Raw genomic sequence first — 16,590 nt, 5'->3', positions numbered from 1 at the left:
CCTTTTAGAGAACCTGCATTATGATTCAACTTCAATTCAACAACTTCAAAAATGGTCAGTCTGGACGCGCTCAACTCGGTCAACAAACCCTGGATCAAACAGAATGGACGATCGGACGGGCTGATACCTGCGATCTTGTGTTGACCGGAGAAGGTGTCAGTCGCACCCACGCCAAAATTCAATTTCTCGATAGTGCGTATTACCTCACGGATGAACAGAGTACGAACGGAACCTTCGTTAATGGTAAGAGGCTACTGCCAAATCAACGACACCAACTTCAGGCAGAAGACACACTCCAGATGGGAAAAACTACGCTGTACGTTGAAGAGCTAATGCCTCTTCCACAAACAATCCAACAGAGTAGTTCTAACGGAAATTTGCCTGCTGCTGCCCATTGGGCTGATCAAGATTTAGTTGTTCGATGCTATCGCATTGTGGAGGAAACTTCGGACACAAAAACGTTTCACTTCACCAGCGATCCCCATTTGCTGTTCTACTATCTGCCAGGTCAATTCGTAACCATTGAAGTCGCGATCGATGGGAAAGATGTCCGTCGTCCCTATTCCATTTCGTCATCCCCATCCCGCCCCTACTCGCTCAGTCTCACTGTCAAACGATGCTCTGGAGGACTAGTCTCCAACTGGCTGAATGATCGCTTCAATGTGGGCAGCACCTTGAAGCTAGTCGGAGGGCCGATGGGGCACTTTACCTGCCTACCGGATCTTCCCACTAAATTACTTTTCGTCTCCGCAGGCAGCGGCATCTCGCCTGTCATGTCAATGTTGCGTTGGATCTACGACACAGCTTCCGACACCAATATTACCTTCATCCATTGCGCTCGAACCCCATCTGACATCATCTTCCACTCCGAACTCCAGATGATGTCTGCTCAAATGCCAAACCTTCACCTGTACTTGACCGTTAGCCGATCACAATTGGGAACTCCCTGGGAGGGACTAACTGGACGCATCTCGAAGGAGATGCTCCAACTGGTCGTTCCCGATCTGATAGAACGGCATGTCTTCTGTTGTGGTCCCGACGAGTTCATGCAACGCATCAAAACCACGCTAGAAGACATGCAGCTTCCAATGAATCAGTACCAACAGGAAAGCTTTGGCATTTGCTCCCAACCAGCATCGGCTCCTACCTCTGAGACCGCGAAGGAAAGAGTTTCATCTACTCAGGCTCAAGCTGAACACCAAATCCAAGCCGAACAATCTGGTACCACTACCACACCTGCAACCCAAGCTGCCACACCCTCAACAGAGCAGGAATTCTATAGTGGATCTCAGAATGGTAAAAACTTAAGCAGATCAGCGCCAACTGTCTGTTTCAGCAAGTCCAATCAAACCGCCCCCGCAGAAGCTGATACTTCCATCTTGGCGATCGCCGAACAAATTGGTGTAGTCATTCAAAATGCTTGTAGAGCAGGGGTCTGTGGAATGTGTAAGGTTTTAGTCAAAGAAGGCGAAGTAGAACATGCGCAGCCCCCTATGGCTTTGCACCCCGATGATGAATCTGCTGGATACGTCTTGGCATGCATAGCCTGCCCCGTTAGTCGAGTCGTCGTCGAAGCTTAACTTAAACCAGCCTCAACAATTCAAGCAAACCAGGGGCATCAGTGCTGATGCCCCTTTCTCTATAATCACCCCATTACTTAAACGGTTTAGATTTGAACTACAAAGTCCTCTGCTGTAAGAGCTGAAGCTCCAGCAATCGTCGCAAATTCCGCACCTCTACCGAAACCATCCTCAGCACCATTGGAGTTATAGAACAGCTTACCACTGCCTGCACTATAAACAATCAGCGCGTCACTGGTTACTGATTCAGCATCATTTTGAACAGTGGCAAATTCAGAAGCAGCACTGAACCCATGACCAGCTTCACTTTGAAGTGCAGCAAACGTATTCTTGTCGAGTACAATCTTGTCCTCCCCTGTTGTGAAGTCAGTAAGTGTATCAACACCAATTTCGGCAGCGGAAAATACTGCCCCCGTGTCAAAGATAAACAAATCCTTTCCGCCGTTACCAATTGTCAAATCATTTCCAGCGCCACCCGTAAAGTTGTCATCTCCACTACCACCAATTAGAATGTCATCCCCGGTATCACCAAAGGTGTTCAGCGCAATGTTAGTCCCAGCACCAGAGAGAATATCGTTGCCTTCACCGCCGGAGAACTTTAAAGACTGCACACCAGTATCTGGCAATTGGTTGACATCCAGGAAGTCATTCCCAGTACCAGCATTCACCTCAAACTGCTCAGTGTTCTCCACCGTAACGTTGAAAGGAGCTTGGCTGAGCCGATCTAAAACCGCTTTGCCCTCTGCGTTCTGACTAAGGGTGAAAAATTCACCCTCGTTGCCACCATTGATAACAGACACGTCGGTGCCATCACCACCGTTGACTGTGTCGCTGCCGCCTCCGGGATTCCAGAGTAGGCGATCGTCACCAGCCCCTCCATGCAAAATGTCATCACCCTTGCCACCATCAACAACATCGTTGCGATCAGTTCCTTGCAACGTGTCATGACCATCCGTGCCAATAATAGTTGGTGCATCCACAGTCAAAGTTGCAGCGTTAGCAACACTATTCATTGGTAGTTCAGTAGGAAGAACGGATTCAATCGACGCGATCGCGTTATCAGGATCACCAGAGATCAAAAGATCATCGCCCTCTGCACCTTGCAGAGCATCATTACCACCATTCCCAATAAGAAGATCATCACCATTAGTACCTTGAAAGCGATCACTTCCAGAACTACCCAGGAACCTAGAAAACAACTGAGACAAGCTATCTTCACCCGGTTGATACATTTTACTCTCTGTCATGTCAAACTCCTTGTGCTTGATCATTTTGCTCGAACCTTGAGTTCACGGATGAATCGAATTATTGCAGTTCAATTGCAATGCAAAAGCTGCGTCTTAATTCCAATCAGTGTTGGCAGGCGTAGAACATACTCAACCAATCACTTGCCCCTGAAGGCTTGAGGCTTCTGTATATTTAATTCGATTCAAAAAAGCCAAAACATTGAATTCTAAACCGTCCCTTTCCCAGTTCTGGAGGAATGGTTTAATCACATCAGAAGCGACTGAAGGATTACTTGCCCATCCAGCAAGAAAATCGTTGTCAATTCATCCTTGTAGAAGACTACCGCCACCATAACACCGTCCCAACTTAGCAAAATCAGTGCAACGGCTTAAAATGCATCGCTTTGAAATCTGTCCAGTGATAGGTTTAGTTATGTCCAGAAAACTAAACCACTATGCACTGAAAGTGCATAGGTTCCTAAAGGGCTGAAAGCCCAAGTTAACCTACTCCAGCAGGAAATTATCGCGCTCTTGATTCGACGGATTCCGATGATGTTCTAAATACTCTTCCACCAACTGCTCAGTCAGATTCCCCGTACTCCATGCTCCATAGCCGATTGCCCAGAAATGCTTGCCCCAATACCGTTTCTGCAACTCTGGATACTCCTGTTGTAACAGCCGCGAACTTCGTCCTTTCATCCGCTTGACTAGGTCACTCACCGACTTTGACGGTGGATACTCAATATGTAAATGCACATGATCCTTGCTAACCGCTCCCTTGAGAATCGTCACGTCTTCTGCATCACATACCTGGATAATCAGTTCCCGGCATCGCTTTTGGATCTCACCTTTGAGCACCGCGTACCGATATTTCGTCACCCAGACGATAGGGACTGTCAACCGCGTGACTGTATGACCTCCCCGTCGTTGTTCTGCCATGATGGTTTCTGTCAAAGCTACCATCTTTGCAATTCCATCTGAAGCAGCGGGAACTGTGTAGCAGCTAAAGCCTCCCACTAAAGTGGGTAGTTTTGACTAGCGGGCTGGGACAATAAACCCACGACAGAATAGTTCAGTTCAAAAGGTGCAGGTGAAAATCTAAGCTAACGAACAGATCTTGCTCCATCAAAAACACGAATAATCTGATCGGCAACTAGACTAATCGGTGCTCGTGATTGTACCTTAACGTTCGCAGTTATTGTCATTCCCGGTACTAATGGATGGCGTTGACTTTGTTGGGACAAGAATGGCCGCTCTAATCGCACCTCTACTGGAAAAAATGTTTGCCCTGTCGTATTTTCCTTACTAGCCGAGATTGCATCACTCCCAACCTTCGTCACAACCCCTGGAATTGCTCCAAACTCCGTAAAAGGGTAAGCGTCGATCCGAACGTCAACCGGAATACCTATCCTCAAGTTAGTGATATCTGAGTTTGCAACCTGAATGCGTGCAATCAACGATTCATTGGGAGTTATCTGCATCAACACCTGCCCAGGCTGAGTTACTAACCCAGGAAGTTTAGGTTCCAAATCAAACACAGTTCCATCTACAGGCGACTTCAAATTTTGTGCTTGAATATCTATCTTGGTTTGGTTGAGTTGAGCATCTAGTTGGACCAACTGCTGCTGACTACGCTCAATTGTGCTATCAATTTCCGTATCCAATTTTGCTAACTCCGCTTGGGTTTCACGGTACATATCGCCAATAGTTCGCCGACCATCAACCTGTGCCTGCATTCGGTTAAGCTGCGACTGCCGATGCTGTACCCGATTCTGGTTTAGTTGGTTTTGTAAAGCATTGACCTGTACTACTCTCTGCATAAAATCAACCTGAGAGATTGCTCCCGCTTTCACAAGTGGTTCTAACCTAGCCAACTGGATGCGCTCTGCCCGTAATCGAGCTTCTGTTTCAGCCACTTGTGAATCTGCTCCAGAAGTTTGAGTTTGCAACGAGTCAACCTGAAACTGATTCACCATCCGCTTGTCACCCATCTCCTGAACAAACAGGGTATATCGCTGAAGTTGGTCTGGTAATAAGCCATTAGGATTGCCTGTTAACTGAGCAACTAGCAACTTTCGATTCTGAATCTGGTTCAACAGCTCAGGCGGAACATTTATACCAGCCGACTTCAGAGAACTGATAGGAGTTCCCTGCCGTATAGCTCTTAACACAGCAACTCGCTTCACTAAGGGTTCTCGTTGTCGAGATAATGCTTCCAACTTATTCAATGATTCAGTCTTATCCAGTTGCATTAATAACTGACCACGTTCAACTGGCTGTCCTTCTTGAACCAGAATGGCAGTTACAACTCCACCGATACGAGATTGAACCGCTTGAGATGACGATAACGGCTCAAGCTTACCCCTGGCTGCAACCACAATGTCAATGCGAGCTACAACCGACCAGACCAACCCGATCGCCAGCCCTCCAAGCATGATCCATGTTGTTCGCCGTGCCCAACGAGCAGGTTGAGGCAGGTCTACAGACGGAGCCTCTACTTGAGCTTCAACCTGACTGACAGCAGATTGATAGCGATCGCGTAATATCGTCAGTAAACCACTGCGTTTTTGGGTCATGTTAACCTCCAGGTTTAGTTCTGAACTTGCTGGGCGTATAAACAGTAATAACGTTGGTGCAGTGCCATTAATTCATCATGCGTTCCCTTCTCAACGGTCATTCCAGATTGCAAATACACAATCAAATCTGCCTGTCTCAGATTTGCCAAGCGGTGAGTGATAAAGAAAACGGTCCTCCCCTGAAAGCAACGCATCAGGTTCTGGCACACTCGCCGTTCTGTTTCATAGTCCAATGCACTTGTTGCTTCATCTAGAATCACCAAACGAGGATTACTCAAAACCATGCGAGCGATCGCAACTCGCTGACGCTGTCCACCCGAAAGGTTTGATCCTCGTTCGCCTACCCGTGTTCCATACCCATTCGGGAGCGACATAATGAACTCATGTGCTTCAGCGACTTTTGCCGCATTCATTACCGCCACATCATCTATCTCACAAAAAAGAGTGATATTGTCACGAATGGTTCCGTCAAACAAAACTGGTTCTTGCGGAACAATTCCTAACTGCTGTCGTAGTGAACCTAGATTTATTTTGGAAATGTCGTACCCATCGACATAAATCGTGCCTTTCGTCGGGTTATATAGTCGGGGCAAGAGCTTTACCAAGGTACTCTTACCAGAACCACTTACCCCTACTAACCCAATAAAGGAACCCACAGGAATATCCAGATTGATATTGGTTAGCTGTAACTGTCCTGAGGATGGAAACCCAAAACCTACTGCCTCAAACTGAACATGTCCCTGAATAGACGGCAGAGCTAGACAACCAGAATCTTCCGAAGAAAACTCCATTGGAGTATCTATAATGTCAGCTAACAGCTCCACCGACAACTGGGTTTCTTGAAATTTTTCCCACAGTCGGGACAAGCGAATCATTGGACCTGTTACATAGCCAGCAATAATCCGAAAAGCAATCAACCCGCCTAGGGTAAGCTTTCCTTCCAACACCAAAGCTCCCCCCACCCATAGCACCAACAAACTACTCAACGTATTGATAAAGTTATTGATGGAATGAAAAATAGTGCTAAAAACGGTTGTTTTAAATCCAGTTCCCAAATAGTGCAGGTATTGATCCCGCCAGTTAGATTGGATCAACTCTTCCATGTGTTGCGCTTTAACTGTAAATATACCATTCAAAATCTCAATTAAATACGACTGCATTCTCGAATTCTGATCCGAACGCTTACGAATCAGTTTTTGTAGCAATGGAGCACCAAACACCGTTAGTCCGATAATTACAGGAATTAGCCCCAAGACACAAACCGTTAATGGAATGCTATAAAACAGCATTACCACAACATAAATAATCGAAAACAGAACATCTAGAACAACCGTCAGAAAAGTACCCGTTAGAAACTGACGAATATTTTCAAGCTCAGAAATCCGTGCTGCCAATTCCCCTACAGGACGCTTTTGAAAAAAGCTCAGCGGTAAGTTTAACAAATGTTGGACAATTTTCGTTCCTAACACCAAATCAACTCGATTTGTGGTGCTGTTCAGTAAGTACGTTCGCAGTACCGTTAGTAACGCCTCAAATGTTGAAAAAGTAACCAGTAGCACCCCAAACATCGGTAAAGCATTTGGGGCTGAATTGATAATTACTTTATCAATGATCTGCTGGGTCAGTAATGGATTCGCTAGCCCCAGAAGTTGGACGACAACCGAGGCTAATAAAACCTGAGTCAGAATGGAGTGGTAAGGCTTGATATGTGGGAGGAACCAAATCCAGCCAAATTGCTTGATTGGACTGCCCTCCTGCCGTTCCAGAATCAATGACAAACTCAGTTGAGTTCCAGACACCACCTCATCAACTTCTAGTTGACACTCGACCTCGTGCAACGGCAACCGAAGTAATCCAGATGCGGGAGAAACAATGACAGCCATCGTTGGAGTAATTTCATACAAAATACTCAGTACACCATCAAGCACAACTAAAGCAGGGGTTTGCAGTCGATTTAGTCCTCCTGCTGTTGGTAGAAACTTAACAGGCTTAGCGTGCAGACCCAGCGCATCAGCAACTCGTGCATACAATTGCATGCGATCGCCAAAATCATCCTTTGAACTGGAGAACCGTCGCCGCAGCAAATCTGGACGATAGGGGATCTGTAGATAATCACAGACACTCCAAAAGCAAGCCACTACATATTCTGCCGCATCCGCAGAACGTGCAAGATGCACTGGATAAGATTTTTGAGATGCTTGTTCTAATAAAACCTGTTGAGAAAGCATCAATTTTGGAACTAACAAATCTTGCAAACGAGCCAAAATAGAATCTGTTGCTGAAGCTTGTTGTGAAGACACTTCTACCTCTGTTGGATCAACAGGAAGTCTTCCAGTCGTTAATACTAAAGCAAGAACCTGTCGATCAATCCCAATCAGGCGTACCGGAAACGGAGAGGATTTTTGCGGAATAACCTGTTGCAGATTTACAATTGGCATTCCGTTAGAAACGGATACAGGAACTCCCCCGCTGACAAACCAAACATAATCTGGGAGTAATGGTTCCGCTTCTTCTGTGGGAAACCAGTGGCGCACCATCGCCAATTGGTATTGCTTAATATAATTGGCGATCGTCTTCAAATTTGGCAACGTGAGTTGAGTGGGGATTTTTGCCAAGAAACAGGACAGCACATCATAAAGCTCAACCACACTGATCTGTTGCTCTAGCTTTGGCAACAAATCATCCAGCAATAGTTGTTCAAACTCATCGGCGGATAATGCCAGTGCCAGCACTTCAGACTCTAGACCGGCTGCCCGCACCGAACCATACGCAGTTCGGCGTACCAATGCCTCCCACCCTACCACGCTGCCCTCATCTAAAACCGCTAAAGTGGGAAGCTGTTCTGACACAGGACCCAACAACCGTGCGCGTCCTTGAACCACGCAGTAAACTGTGGAGGGTAATTCTCCTTCGGCTAACATGACCTCTCCTGGGCGAAATGAGACCAGCTTAAGCTTCGAGACAACATAATGACATGAAGCAGGAGAGAGATGCCTAAACGGGTAGGCTTGGAAAAAGCAAGGAAGAAATGTTTTTAGCTGGGCGGCTACATCAGTCATTGCATTCACTCCTTAAGCTGCCAACTCAGGAATTTGCTCTGTTGCCGCAGCATTGATTACCTGAACCTGACCAGGTTTCGACATCACAGATCGTGCTAGAGACTTTAACCAAAGCGAAAACAACTTCTCCCGCAGTTCAGTCCGTACAGCCTCTGTTAAACGGGCTGGGAGAAATCTTTCCAATCGAACAATCCAAAACCTTGCACCAACCGCTTCTGGTTTTTGAATAATCCCAACCCGTGACTCATCAAAACCTTGAATCACCGCCTTTGGTAGGGTAGATAGTTTAACAGGACCAACCCACCCTTGAGTTTGCCGCTCGAACCCTTCAGAATATTGCTGGGCAAGCACTGCAAATTCCGACTCTCCGTCACGAAGCTGAAAATACAATTCATCTGCCAAAACGCGATCGGATATTTGAATCAGAGAAAACTCAACTTGATCAAACTCAGCTTTGCATCGCAAAAACTCCGATTCTAGAGAGCTATCAAACTTAAAACGCTTCAACTTTTCAACCCGAAGTTGACGACAGATCACCGACTCAAAATAAACTTGCGGCACTTGATTGCGTTGCAGCCAATCCTCTAATCGTACATCAACATTTTCAATCTCTGTGTCATTACCTGCTCCTACTAATGAACAGTAGACTTCCTCCTTTGTTAACCGGATGTCCTTTAGAAAAACTGAATCTAGAACAACCTGACTCACAAAAGATTCGATTAACTGATAGCGAGTCAAGGCAGCAAACACCTGCTCACCTGTCAGTTCAAGATTTCCAATCCTCAAACAGACACTCATCAAACTCAAATGAAAGATTTTAGTAAAGGGAACTACGCCTCCCCAACTGGATATACCATGTTGCAAAATCTTTCCACCTATCCCTTACGATAGAGTTTAGAACAGGACAAAAAACACGTTGGCTCTCCACCTATTGAGAGAGGAAACGTCGCATGAGCAGTGTTAGTTTGCAAGGAGAGCATCTGTATTAAATCACTCTATCCATTAATACTTTCGCTCTCGCCTCTCGCAGTCAGTGGGGGTTGGTCTTCTAATTTAAGTAGTAATTTGCACTCATCTTCCCAGGAGGTTCTATGAATCGTTGGGTTGTGGATAGTAGCGTTGTGATGGCTGCTACTCTTCTCTCTCTCGGTTTTGCCCCAAAACTTGCACTCTTCCAGGCTCAAGGTCAGATCCCAAACGATCTCGAAAACCTTTATGGAAATTTGTTAGAACACGCTAAAACCAAGGCAAATAGCGATCGCTTGGAACAAGCGGTTCGTGACATCTCAGGAATTCCCCAAAACAGCCGCTACTCTCAAATAGCACAACAATTTCAGGAAACCTGGTCAAAGGATTTACTTCAACTTGCTGGTGAAAAGTACCGTCGGGCAAACCTCGAAAGTGCGCTGTCTATTCTCAAAACCGTCCCTCCCTCCAGTAGTGTCTACAAACATGCTCAAGAGCTGATTGTCACTTGGAGTGAACACGCCAAACAACTCAATCAAGTAGCGCTAGCCTCTAAGAAACGTAATTGGAGTCAAGTTTTGCAGGCGCTTGAACCTTTAAAGGGAACTGAACTTTACACCAGTCCACGTCTTCAAGCATTACTCCAAACAGCTATCGACAATGCGTTTGAACCAAGCGAGGCTGCCCACCGCGTAGCGCTTACCAGCAATAAAAATACAACCACTTCCCACCTTTCCGCACCTGCACCCACAATTTCCCCTGTTACCGCAGACTCAGCCCCTAAATTCATGGCACTGGCTGTAGATGTCAATGATGCCCTCCAAGTTTCGACCCCGGACCCGGATCGTTCAGCCATCGCATCATCTGAGGTTCCTTCCAGTGCTCAAGCAAGAACAAATCCTGTGCCTGTCTTGGTGAGAAGTCCCGTATTAACCGCTACACAGCCTACAGAAAACGCAAACACAACCTCACCAGCAACAAGTTCCTCACCCAAACAACTATCCACTGTAGGCTCCACCATGCCCTCTCAAACCCAACGATCAACAGAAGCAACCCCAACGAAACTGAGATCGCCACTTGAGTTACAGCAACTTCCTGACAGTCAGCTAGTGTCCGACCAAATTCCATCAGAGACACCTGAGCAAGCTCCATCAGAGCTAACTCCATCTCTAAAAATAATGCCCTATCCAGACTCGATCGCCACCGAAACTCCAACCTATCAGGAATCTGCTGCTAAAATCCCAATCCTCCCAAGCAGTTTTCAGCTAGAGCAACTCATACAACCAGGGGTTGTAGAGGCTCCTATCCTGAATCAAATTGATCCGACTCTTACTCAACCTACGGTCGTTAAACCAGCGGTTTACATTCCTTACAACTCCGGTAATCCGGTCGATTCTGCCGATATTAACTCAATTTAGTAAACAACTTTTTCTGATCAGTTTGACCAAGCCAGATGCAGTACATCTGGCTTTTTGCTTTAAAGCATCCACAAGCTACAATCCGCCTAATGCTCCGGAGCTTCTTCCTGTTTAGAATACTAAATTGTCTCCTGCTCAGTGTAAAGTAACTAAGCCACTAAGTTACTAAGTAATTAGGCAACTATAAAAAGAACGGTAGAGCCTATTATCAAAAGACTTGAAGCACATAATGCTCAAGTTGTGATGAAGAAAACTGGTGTTCTTTCAGAGGCGCTGTGCCGCCTACCGGCGAGCACGGGTTGAAATTATCTCTGCAACCCAAATATGCCGACGAAGACAGCAACAAAAACTAAATCCAGCGGGATCGGTACTAAGGTCAAACCAGCACCAGAAGCTGAAGATTTCAATGAGGAGCTTCTAGAAGAACTGGAAAATTGGCTTGACCCCCAACTCTTTGAGACCAAGTACGATCAGTTTCGCCCAACCCAATTCCCCTATGGAATTGTGGCAAACAAGGAAGAAGCAGGCATTTTCCTACCCCTTGACCAACTAGAACAGGCTGAATGGCAATCTATCCCAAAACAGAGCGATTTGGATTCCTTCAAACCTAAACCCGGTGGAGAGACACTCAAAGGAGTATTGCTGACTGAAGGACGAATGATCATTCTTTTCGTCTCACCCACCTATGTTGCCATTAAGAAGCGCAAGAAGGGCGAAGTTGGTATTTTGGGACTCCTCGACGATTTTCTTGACTTTGATAAGAAGAAACATAGCAGTTGCGAAGACTACTGTGTCATCTTTCTAGACGACAACAATCAACCCCTTCATAACCCACAGAAGCCATTTAAGGTGACATTCAAGAATGTCGCGCGCGTATCAATGGCAATTGCGCTCAAAGAGTTTTATCGTAATGTCGAGTCACTCTATACCAAACTCTTCAAACGCCGACTACAGCAAAATAGCGATCGCCGAACAACAGGTAAATCCGATGAGTGGCGGGCATTAGTAGTGGTCGAAGTTACCTTCCACGGAGTAGAGGAAGGTGAAGAAGATCAGTCTTACTGCTGCAAGGTAGAAAACATTACCAAGATTACACCTCAGAATTTCAAGCGGTTGTTTCTCGGCAACCCCAACCAGGTTGAAATGGTTGGCGAAGTATACGCTAATCAAGTCGCAGGTTTGGGAGAAAGCTATACTATGCCTGCACTTCTACCTGCCGCCGCTAGCACTGGAACAGTTGAAGTTTTGCCACCAGTCAAGAACGGGAAGCAGAACAAACAACGAGCAGTTGTGGATGATCCTGAGGATCTCTTCGATCCAGAGGATGCGATCGACGTGGATGTTAGCGATGACTTCGACGATGATCTTGATGACCTTGATGAAGAGTAGCCGCTAGCCAATCGACTTTCCAAATCCTAAGCCATTCGGGTTGAATGGCTTAGGATTTTGCTTATTGCGATCGCTGATTCACCTCAAACACCTGTGATCCGGCACGTTGGTACTGCTGCCCGTTATAACAGAAACGGGATTGCCTGAGCCAGGTCATTGATTCGTTTTCTGCCTGCCAAACATTTAAGCATGGAATCGGCTGATCATTATCCTCACCTCGTTCAAACAAGGGCTTGTTTGATGGTAAACGAGGATAGAATAACTCTGCCATCAAGGGCAGAGGAGCCGCCTTTTTATCCTTAATCCAGTAAACCGGGTAATAGCATCCACCGACACCACACCAGCCTGGATGATTAAAGTCAAAAACAGCAACCTCTCCAGGCTTGGCATCCATAGTCCATACCCGCATAGACTTATCCACGATCATCGCAGGGTCAGGAACATTGGTAGATTGTTGCTTAACAATTTCAATCAAAACTTCTTTAGGCAGTACACTGGTTGCCGATCGCCATTCTGTTGAAGAAGCCTCCTGAGATGCACAGCCGAACGTTCCCAGCAACACAGACAAAATCAGAAATAAGCTCAATCCAATGCGGAACCACTTTGCCGACTGCGAGAGCCAACGAGGTGGTGGAGGCAAGGGAGCCACAGAGTCGCCTACAGTTTCTTTCGTCATAAGCATTCCTCACTAATTGAACCAAAATGGCTCTGTTTGAGGACTACTCCAGGCAGTACACTCTTCGATCCCTAGGGAAAGTTCCAAGGATGTTAGCGCATTCATCAATCCCAACATCAAATTGATTCCTCTCATCCCACCACAATCAGGAAGGCGGTTGATGTACGCTTTGACAAGAGCCGGGTGCAAAATCTCTTGGATTTTGTATTGCAGATCATCAGGCAGGGAGTACAGCGCCGCTTGAATTTGAGCATCACTTTGATCCCACGGTAAATGAATGTGATTAGCATTTAGCAATGCGTAAACATTAAGTCGGCGGCGAGATGAGGTACGCAGACTTTGGGCGATCGCATCGACAATATCCCAAAAGTCACGCACCTTTCGCTTAGAGCCTGTACCAGCACGAGCACCAGCACATACACGATTTCGAGTCTGAACACGAGCACGAGGAGGATGGTCAAAGGCTTGAATACAGTAATCTGACTGTCTCATGAAAATTCTCCACTAAAAATTACTATCAACAATCACCAGTAGAACGGTTACTGCCAATGCGATCCAAATAACCCAGCGTTGATTTGTCCGTAGCTTGATCATTAACGTCTCCCTCCTTGAATAGGAGCCGTAACAACTTTGACGTTGGAGGGTAAGGGCAACTGCAACTGCTCAAATGCCCAAACATCCTCCTCAGGCATCTTTAGCGGTTCAATCTGAGATGCTTGCTGCAATTGCCGTTCCAGTTGAGCGCGGAACGGGTCAGTCCCACCCGCTTTATTGACGAAATACTGTAACTGAGCCAATGCCAATTGACGGGCAACTGGAAGTGGCACCACTTGATGCAGAAATACGTTGTCATCTCCCATCGGGTTTGTTAGTAGTACCTGACAGCGAGTACCCGTCAAACGAATTAGGTATGGAAACGAGCTAGACTCTTGAGTTCGCGATGCACGGTACATACGATATTCACTCTTACCTACTTTCACCCGTGCGATCAATTCAAACGAAAGATCTTGCGCTGGGTCGGCTACATCAGGCATGTTCGTAGGCAGGCACTCCAAAGGTACGGATTGGGTAGAAACAGCTTGGACGATAGGCAGAATTTTAGGAGAGTGTTGAGGGTTTGTCAGTCCCACGGCTACCGGAAGCAAAAGCACTATCAATGCTGCCCCAACCATCCATCGCCACTGACGGAAGAATCGACGAAAAACCATATACCTCCTTCCTACAAACTGTAGGTTCTAACTGGATTAACCGGATTACCATTAACACGAGTCTCAAAATGCAGATGAGCACCTGTGGAGTACCCGGTACTACCAACCCGACCGACCATTTGACCTCTCTCAACCCGATTACCTTCCTTCCACGGCACACTGTTTGTTACCAGGTGAGCATAACGGGTTGTCCGCCCATTCCCATGATCAATCTCAATCCAATTGCCGTAGCCACCTCCACAGTTCAAATCTCCAACGGCACAGGTATTGACTACCTTCCTCACAACACCTCCATCCGCTGCCCGCACCATCGTCATCATTGGAGCACCATAGTCCACTCCGGCATGAAGACGGCGATCGCCCCAAATAGGATGAACTCGCCAACCGTAGGAACTGGTAATTGGCGCATCGAGTGGACGGGCATATTTACCGGTTGCCTTGCCCTTGGTGACTGCTCTGGAAGCTGGTTTCTTCGCATTGGTTGACGGCTTAATGTTCTTTCCAGTTGGTTTTTTCGGAGGTGTCGATTTCTTTCCCGCTTTAGGTGCTTCAACACATCCTGAGGGCAGAGATTTATTCTGTGCCACAACTCCCGCGCCTTGAGCACCCCCCAAAGACTGGTAGCGCTTGGCAATGTCAAACCCATACCCCTGGGTCGAACCTGCATCAATCGGACTATACTCACCACCGTAGTGCATTTGAGAGACTCGCTCAATCAGTCGCAGATTCGTAAAGGGCTTCCCTGTTTGCGGATCGATTTGTCCAGATGCTTTGGTAATCAAGTGCTGAAACCAATTATGGCGAGCTTGTTCTTGATCTGTGGGCGGGAAAAACCGCATGACCTCACCGCGTAATGGAGTGTATCCTCCTCGAACCTTATCTAAAAACGCCTGTCCACCAGGCTTACGAGCGATGACATTTGACGCATACTCGTTGTAGTTCATGAACTGGTACTTACCGAGAGCACGCCCACACAATCCGTCCTGGTCACAGCCATAGGTTCCCAATGCCGCATAGTCACCACTGCTTTCACGCGCAGCGATCGCTTTCTCCAGATTTGGCAAATGAATGCCTTTGAGCATTCCAATCGTTCTACCCTGGCTAGATTCTCCCTTCGCACATTTGATGTTCGCTGGTTTCTTCGGCGTGCCATTTTTTGCAGGATTACCAGGTGAGCGATCGGCATTGGTTGGAGTAGAAGGTGTTTGGGTTGGCTTAGGATCTAGCAAGCCAACAAACATGACCGCATCACGTTGAAGCACAAAGAATGGCACAGGTCCAATAAAGTACGACGTACAGCCCAACAACTTATGGCAAGAGCGAAAGAAAAGCACTGTGCTAACCGTGTCAGTCGTCTCATCAGGTTCCCAAACAACTACTTTGAACGACTTTCCGTAGGGATGACGACCTGTGGGTTCCATCCCGCCATTCATCTGACCCAGTGTTCCATAGCCACCTTCAACTTCCTGGTATTTTCCAGAAATCCACTGCTTGCCCTCCGACGCACCTCGCACTGACTTACCTTCGTTTTCCAAATCATCCAGCTCGATGTAGGCACATTTTTCCTGACAGGGCACAGAGAATCCCATTTTGTCGGAGCCAGAGATGGTGTTATTTCGTCTTGCTTCTGCTGGACCATACACCTGATCAATTCGCATGGCCGTGTTACCCACAATCATCAACGGGTTAGGGAACTGGGATAGTGGTACATCACCCAATCCTGGAACGTCGATTAAAAAAGCATTTTGCCATTGGGAAAAGTCACCTAACTGCACTGTCTCCAAGTTTGGGATTGAAGTAATCGAGTAGGCATCCAAGTTGACATCACCGAGTCGAAATTCTCCAACCTGGGGTTGTTCCTGCAAAACGCTCTCCAGCGATCGGTTCTGATCAACCTGAACTGCTTTTTTCAACAACAATGCTGCGATCGGTGCAATCTCACGGATAGGTAGCTCTTTCAAAAACGGAACAGTTTCTGCCAGTTCCGCAACGGTTTGAACGGCAGCCAACGTAAATGCACTCAACGCCACCTGGTTCAGGTCTAACCCGGTTGTATCTGCGATCGTTGCTAGCGAAAACTTTTCTGCCTGCAACGCTTCGCTAATGTCTCCCAGCTTGAGGTACTGGTCGGGTGTCATTCCTTCCTTCCAGACACGACTGAGGTCATAACCAACATTGGATGTGTATTGTCCTAGATTGATAGCACCTGCTTCTTGAATTGGCGGCATTTGGCTAAACGAAATGCTATCCCAATCAGGCAGCAAAATATCGGCAGTTCCAGAGCCATCTTTTGATGTCACCGAAGTCAGCACAGTCGGCAAATCACTGTCGCCAACTCCCGAATCTTTTGCCGTTTGAGCAAGTGCAGTGGGTGCGATCGTGAAAAACTGAATCCCAATAAATAAGCATGAAAATACCCAGGACAGCATCCGGGTAAATCGGCATTGCTGACTCATAACTGATGGAACAAACAAAAACAACTGAACCTCAGT

General features: G+C 46.8%; 12 protein-coding genes. 3 read left to right on the top strand and 9 right to left on the bottom strand.

The annotated features are described in order from the left end of the window. Positions 1–20 precede the first annotated feature (20 nt). Positions 21–1,580: an FHA domain-containing protein gene (locus tag AC1S52_RS04870; protein ID WP_482027917.1), complete on the top strand. Its 1,560-nt coding sequence runs from the start codon at positions 21–23 to the stop codon at positions 1,578–1,580. 86 nt (positions 1,581–1,666) lie between these two features. Here AC1S52_RS04870 and AC1S52_RS04865 read toward each other — a convergent pair whose 3' ends face one another. The 5 genes from AC1S52_RS04865 to AC1S52_RS04845 all read right to left on the bottom strand — a co-directional run bounded on the left by AC1S52_RS04865 (position 1,667) and on the right by AC1S52_RS04845 (position 9,239). After that, the gene (locus AC1S52_RS04865) at positions 1,667–2,827 is read right to left on the bottom strand and encodes a calcium-binding protein (RefSeq protein WP_482027916.1); all 1,161 of its coding nucleotides are present in this window, start codon (positions 2,825–2,827) and stop codon (positions 1,667–1,669) included. A 483-nt stretch (positions 2,828–3,310) separates the two neighbouring features. Next, complete coding sequence (gene tnpA, locus AC1S52_RS04860) at positions 3,311–3,745, bottom strand: IS200/IS605 family transposase (protein WP_482027938.1); 435 nt, start codon at positions 3,743–3,745, stop codon at positions 3,311–3,313. Positions 3,746–3,909: 164 nt separating this feature from the next. Further along, positions 3,910–5,382 (bottom strand): HlyD family type I secretion periplasmic adaptor subunit, encoded by a 1,473-nt coding sequence (locus tag AC1S52_RS04855; protein ID WP_482027915.1) that lies wholly within the window; start codon positions 5,380–5,382, stop codon positions 3,910–3,912. A gap of 14 nt (positions 5,383–5,396) precedes the next feature. Then, positions 5,397–8,441, bottom strand: coding sequence for a peptidase domain-containing ABC transporter (locus tag AC1S52_RS04850; protein ID WP_482027914.1), 3,045 nt, complete (start codon positions 8,439–8,441; stop codon positions 5,397–5,399). Positions 8,442–8,453: 12 nt separating this feature from the next. Next, positions 8,454–9,239 (bottom strand): peptidylprolyl isomerase, encoded by a 786-nt coding sequence (locus tag AC1S52_RS04845; RefSeq protein ID WP_482027913.1) that lies wholly within the window; start codon positions 9,237–9,239, stop codon positions 8,454–8,456. Positions 9,240–9,532: 293 nt separating this feature from the next. On the opposite strand from AC1S52_RS04845, the gene AC1S52_RS04840 reads away from it, so the two are divergent. After that, a complete protein-coding gene (locus AC1S52_RS04840) occupies positions 9,533–10,825 on the top strand; it encodes a hypothetical protein (RefSeq protein WP_482027912.1) in 1,293 nt (430 codons plus the stop codon). A 324-nt stretch (positions 10,826–11,149) separates the two neighbouring features. Further along, positions 11,150–12,214 (top strand): DUF5895 domain-containing protein, encoded by a 1,065-nt coding sequence (locus AC1S52_RS04835; protein WP_482027911.1) that lies wholly within the window; start codon positions 11,150–11,152, stop codon positions 12,212–12,214. Between the two features lie 61 nt (positions 12,215–12,275). Here the strand turns inward: AC1S52_RS04835 and AC1S52_RS04830 are convergent, their stop codons facing one another. From AC1S52_RS04830 to AC1S52_RS04815, 4 genes are all read right to left on the bottom strand, one after another. After that, positions 12,276–12,890, bottom strand: a complete 615-nt coding sequence (locus AC1S52_RS04830; protein ID WP_482027910.1) for a hypothetical protein — start codon at positions 12,888–12,890, stop codon at positions 12,276–12,278. A 12-nt stretch (positions 12,891–12,902) separates the two neighbouring features. Then, a complete protein-coding gene (locus AC1S52_RS04825; RefSeq protein ID WP_482027909.1) occupies positions 12,903–13,382 on the bottom strand; it encodes a hypothetical protein in 480 nt (159 codons plus the stop codon). A gap of 101 nt (positions 13,383–13,483) precedes the next feature. Next, positions 13,484–14,098 carry a hypothetical protein gene (locus AC1S52_RS04820; RefSeq protein ID WP_482027908.1) on the bottom strand — a complete coding sequence of 205 codons (615 nt, stop codon included), beginning with the start codon at positions 14,096–14,098 and terminating at the stop codon, positions 13,484–13,486. Between the two features lie 11 nt (positions 14,099–14,109). Then, positions 14,110–16,554 carry a M23 family metallopeptidase gene (locus AC1S52_RS04815; RefSeq protein ID WP_482027907.1) on the bottom strand — a complete coding sequence of 815 codons (2,445 nt, stop codon included), beginning with the start codon at positions 16,552–16,554 and terminating at the stop codon, positions 14,110–14,112. Positions 16,555–16,590: the final 36 nt, after the last annotated feature.

The organism is Kovacikia sp. CALU 1929, assembly GCF_056784235.1.
This window is presented reverse-complemented; position numbering and strand designations above follow the sequence as displayed.